The sequence below is a fragment of the Algoriphagus aquaeductus genome (genome assembly GCF_003253485.1).
Taxonomy (GTDB): Bacteria; Bacteroidota; Bacteroidia; order Cytophagales; family Cyclobacteriaceae; genus Algoriphagus; species Algoriphagus aquaeductus.
In genome coordinates this window covers 1-5,532 of the sequence record NZ_QKTX01000033.1, presented here as the reverse complement: position 1 = coordinate 5,532, position 5,532 = coordinate 1, and the positions used below count along the sequence as shown (strand labels likewise).

Annotated in this window: 3 protein-coding genes; all 3 read right to left on the bottom strand. The window is 53.8% G+C overall.

Translation table 11 applies throughout. The features are described from left to right. Positions 1–2,384: OmpA family protein (locus CLV31_RS21570; protein ID WP_245943467.1), on the bottom strand; the 2,384-nt coding region annotated here is incomplete at its 3' end. A 2-nt stretch (positions 2,385–2,386) separates the two neighbouring features. Continuing rightward, positions 2,387–3,358, bottom strand: a complete 972-nt coding sequence (locus CLV31_RS21565; RefSeq protein WP_111395164.1) for a PorP/SprF family type IX secretion system membrane protein — start codon at positions 3,356–3,358, stop codon at positions 2,387–2,389. Between the two features lie 12 nt (positions 3,359–3,370). Next, positions 3,371–5,532 (bottom strand): DUF7507 domain-containing protein (locus CLV31_RS21560; protein WP_111395163.1); only part of this gene is annotated, 2,162 nt, incomplete at its 5' end.

Below are 5,532 nucleotides of genomic sequence, written 5' to 3'. Positions count from 1 at the left end.
TCCACTTTTTTCTGTCTGCCCGTGTAGCCGTAGGAAGTTTTGCCTACCCGGAGTTCTGTCCTTCTGTTGAGCTGGTGCATCGCCGGAGTACAGGTCACCGTGTTGCAGTCATGGATCGGACGGGTCTTGCCAAACCACTGAGACTCCAGCCGGTTGTCCTCGATCCCCCTGTTCTTCAGGTATTCCTTCACCGCCTGGGCTCTGCGCTCGGACAGCTTTTTGTTGTACTCCTCATTGCCACGCTGGTCGGTGTGACCCTCGATGTACAGCATCAGATTCGGCATCCGCTTCAGCATCACCGCCGTGCGCTCCAGCTCCTGCTTGTGCACACTTCTCAGCATCGCCTTGTCAAAGTCAAAGTAGATCGTCGGAATGTCGTTGATCTCCTCCTGGATCTTCTCGAAGATCTCCTCCGGCTCGCAGAAGTCTATGTCCTTCAGCTCCTGCGGGATCTCATACTGCTTGGTGGGATCAGGGAAGGCTTCAAGTACCAACTCGGATCTCCTGTTCAGCTGATGGTTCGGCTCCGAACACGGCTTGCCGTTGCCGCAGTCATTCACCAGCTGGCTCTCTCCAAACCACTCCAGACGTACCCGGTCCGCACTGATTCCCTTGCCCCCCAGGTATTCGGTCACCGCTTTCGCCCGGTTGTTGGACAGCCGGATGTTGTATTCATCGCTTGCTCTGGAGTCCGTATGGCTGGCCACCAACAGGTCCAGGAAGCTGTATTTCTGCATCAATTCGGCCAGCTTGTCCAAGGCCGGCATGGCGTCCCTGCGGATCACAAACTTGTCCAGATCGTAGTACACAATGTCCACATGCACCGGCAACTGATACGGAATCGGTCTGAGTACATACTCCCGCTTCAGCGTATCACCCGAAAACCCCTTGGTGCTGATATTCTCGTCAGTCAGGGTGAAGTATCCCGGCTTGGAGATGCTGATCCCAAAGTCACTCTCCGGCTCCAGCTGGGCGGTCAGCTCTCCCTTCCCGTTTCGGGCTGTGGGCACCTGGATCCCCTGGGTTTTGTCCCGGAAGGTGGCCAGGTAGCTCGAGGTAATCACCGCGCCGTTACAGTCCAGTACTCTGGCCAGGAACTGCTTGTACATTTCCTTGCCCATGTAGATATCATCCAGCCCTTTGCCGCCCTTCCGGTTGGAAGAGAGGTAGACGGTCTTGTCCTTGTCTTCACGGTAGGCAAAATCGTCCGCCGCCGAGTTGATCGGAGAGCCCATGTTTACCGCGCTGCCGATCGATGCCGCCGTGTAGGAAGCCTCGAAGATGTCCATGCCCCCCATTCCCGGATGCCCCGTGGATGAAAAATAAAACTTGTTGCCTTTACGGAACGGGTGGGATTCGTCTCCGGAAGTATTGACTCCGGGACCCAGGTTGACCGGGGTACCAAACACCATGTTCTCATCGTATTCCGAATAGTACAGGTCGTAGCCTCCCAATCCTCCCGGCATGTCCGAGGTAAAGTACAGTCTTCTGGTTTCCTCATCCACAAACGGATGCATCACCGCATATCCCAGGGAATCATTGAACGGAAAAGCGGTATATCCTTCCAGTGTACCGTCCGGGCCTACCTTGCTGTAGTATATCTCCGGCTGTACGGTGATGTTTCGGTTTTTCTTCACCTTGGTGATCGATCTTGTCACCGAGTAAAACAAAAGGTTGTCCTTTGCCCCATAGCTCGGGTCTGAGAAACCCAGAGAGCCCGGAACCTGTGACACCACACGGCTGATCTCGCCGCCTTTGTCCTGTCTGTAGACGGAAAAATATCCTCTGTCGGTCTGTCCGCTGGCTTCAGGACTGAAAAACTTGTTCCGCCCGTCGATCCGGATGCCCGGCATCTTTCTGCTCACGCTCCCGCCACGGTCAGAAACAAAATATCTGTTGCCTTCCGCTCCCATTTCCAATCCAAAGTCGGACTCGCTGCTGTTGAGCTCTTCCAGCCCCGTGATCTTCAGTTTTCTGGCTCCTTCCCGTGCATTGGTCCCGGATACACCCAAACTCTCCGCACTCAGCCCCTTGGCCTCGGTCAGCGATTTGGCCTCTCCGTAATTATCGGTCAGCAGTCCGGTTCTTAAGAGCTGTCGGTAGTCTTCCTCAGAGGCCTCTTCATAACCCACCGTGGTTTTCCACCAGGTATAGGCCTGATCATAATCCCTGATTTTGTCCTGTGCCATCGCCACTTTGCGGGAAGTTTCATAATTCGGCTTCTTTGCATAGGCCTCCCGGTAGATCTCCAAAGCATGGTGGTAGTTCATCAGGCCCATCTGCTCATCCGCATAACGAACCTTTGACTTCTGTGCCTGTACTCCCTGCACCAATCCGGCAGAAAGCAACGCAGCGATTCCCAATATTGTCAGTGTCTTTTTCATAATCAGAACCATCTTTGGTTTTTCATCTTAGCCGTACGGGGGATCATATAGAAACCCAGCGACAACTCATGCGAGTTATGCCGGTAATCCTGAAGGACGTTGAGGCTTTGGTCGTACGCATAACCCACCCGAAGACGGTCCGTCGCAAACACCTCGATCACCGCGGCCACTGCATTCCGGCTGGTAAGACGCTCATCCACCTCGGTCCACAGCTTCATGTTTGAACGATAAGAGGCCCCTACCCACAGACGCTCGAAAAACAGAAACATCCCGTTGATGTCGTAGTTGGTCGGTGCGCCCTTTACCTGCTTGATCAGAAAGCTCGGCTTAAACCCAACATTGTCGGAGATCGTCACCATCGCACCCGCTGTCAGGTAGTAATGAAAGTCATGGTAGGCAAGTGCCACATCTTCACGCTCCAGAGCGTTCTTTCCGATCATGTTGTACACACTGAAACCCGCATAGAACTTGTCGTTGTGAAAAAACAGACCCGTGTTCAGATTCGGCGTAAACATGTTGATCCTGCCTCCCGGAATCTCCGGATCATTCGGATCGTTCGGATCCAGCAAATCCCCGTCTATCATGTATTCGGAAACACCCACGCTTGCACCCAAACCCAAAAAGCTTTTTCTGCCCGTCTGGATACGATACGCATAGGTCAGCAATCCGCTGGTCGTACGCGCAGGACCCAGCTGATCACTCAGCAGCGATACCCCGAATCCCATCGTCCCCTCATTGGCACTCAGGTCGGCGGTCACCGTGAAGGTCTCCGGAGCGCCCGGAAAACTGATCCACTGGCTGCGGTACGTGCTCTGGATATACGGCTCCCCTTTGTAGCCCGCATATCCCGGATTCACATGAAGTCCGTTGAATATGTACTGGCTAAACTGCGGCAATTGCTGCCCAAAAGCTCCCCCGGTGGCCAGCATGGCCACCAGTGAGAGTATTCCTATCGATTTTAAAGTCCTTTTCATGGCACTTGATGATTAGTCTTTGATTACTTGGATCCATCCCTTGAACTCGGTAGTCTCTCCCGATGCTCCAGTCACCCGAAGCACATAGAAGTAAGTACCCGCTACCTGACCGGGAGCATCCCAGTCGTTGCCGTAGTTCGCACGCTCAAAGACGTGGTCTCCGTACCTGTTAAAGATCACGATGCTGTTGCCCGCATACTTGCCCAAGCCCTTGATCTCAAACCTGTCATTCTTGCCGTCTCCGTTCGGAGTGATCACGTTCGGTATCCTGAACGGCTGGATAACCGTCTGTGCAGAATCGGTATTGTCTCCCTCGTTGATGTCATCTTCGGAAGAACTCACCACTGCCGTGTTCACTACTGTTCCCGCAGCGCCTGCCTTCACTCTGATTCTCAGGGTCACCGAGGTGCCAGGTCCCATGAATGGTACAGTGAACCGGAGGTTGTTGCCCGTTACCGTAACCCCAACCTGTGACCCCGTCGTGTTGGCCGATACGGTATGGCTTTGGTAAGTCACTCCGCTCGGAAGGTTATCCACCACAACCACATTGGTCGCATCCGTTTGACCCACGTTTCTCACCACGATCTCGTAGTCGAACAGGTCGCCTTCAAACACATCGTCCGAAAGGGCTTCTTTGCTCACAGACAGATCCGCATCGTTGTTCAGAATCCTGAAGAAGACAAAGGCATCGTCACTGTTGCCCGGATTCACCGTCTCTCTCAGCACATACTGCAATGCGTAGTCTCTGATCTCATTCACTCCAGGAATCAGACTCAACACCCCGCTGTCATCAATCAGCAAACCGATGATGCCATCCAAGTCGGTGAATTCAAAATCCACATCCGAAGCATCAGGGCGCTGTCCGTTCAGACGGTCATTGTCCAGAATATTTCCGATCGGTCCGCCGTATCGCAGGAAGTAGCTGCCAAACTCGTCGTCGTTGGCTATAATCTCGTTCTTGCCTGTTCCGATGCTCACCGAATCCGTATCGCTCACTTCGTCTCCATCTGGCGTAGTCGCAACCACCGTCGCCACGTTGGTCAGGTTATCCAAGCCCATATCGGCAAGTGTCACCACATATTCGGTCTCGAACACCACTGACTCGCCCGGCAACAGTACCTCTACCGTCTCTTCCAGGCCGGTCAGCGGATCCTTCACCACTATGCCCGTCAGCGTAACATTACCCGTATTGCTCACCGTCAGCGTATAGGATACCGTCTCGCCGGCACCAAGAATCGTTGACTTGCTTGTCGTCTTCTCAATCTCAACAGACGGTGACTGCGTGATCGGTGTGGTGACTTCGTCCACATCGGTAGGATTGTCATCCCCCTCATTTGGACTTTCGCCCGTCGCCGTGGCCTCGTTCACCACCTGTCCCGCATCTACATCCTCCTGAGTCACCGGGTAGCTCACCTCGATCTGCTTGCTCTCGCCAGGAGCCAAAGTACCCACATTCACCACCGTGCCCGTCTTGCTGTCTACCACCGTCACGTTGTCCAAGGTCACATTGCCCGTGTTGGTCACTGTAATCGTGTAGTCTATCACTTGACCTGCCTCCGTGATCTCCGCATCATTGTCGGTAATCTCCACGTCGATCGCAGGATTTTGAACAGCTGTTACCAACGCCTGGTCTTCATCGCTTACAGCGGTCTGATCCGGTCCCTGTGCGGTTACGGTAGCCACGTTCGTGATCTGACCTCCGTCTACGTCCGCCTGGGTCACCGTATAGCTCGTTGTCAAAGCCTGACTTGACCCAGGGTTCAGCGTGCCGATGTTCTGGCTCAATCCAGTCAGTGGATCTACCACCGTTATATTGGACAGAACCGCGTTTCCTGAGTTGGTCACCGTCAAAGTGTAGGTAATTACATCCCCTGCCTCGTCCACACTGGACACGTTTGAGGTCTTCTCTATAGTTATGTCACAATTGAAAATCGTCAGTGTCACCGCTGTTCTGCTGTTGCTGCTACATCCTGTCTCGTTGTTCACCGCCTCCGCATAGTAGGTCACTGTACCCACTGAACTGATCGAAGGATTTTGAACTACTGTCCCTCCTACCGCAGCATTATACCAAACCACACTGAAGCCCGAAGGAACACTCGCCGTGGCAGTCAGACTGCTCAACTCCGAACTCGAACACGATACCTGATCTCCACCACTCACCGGAGATGATGGCG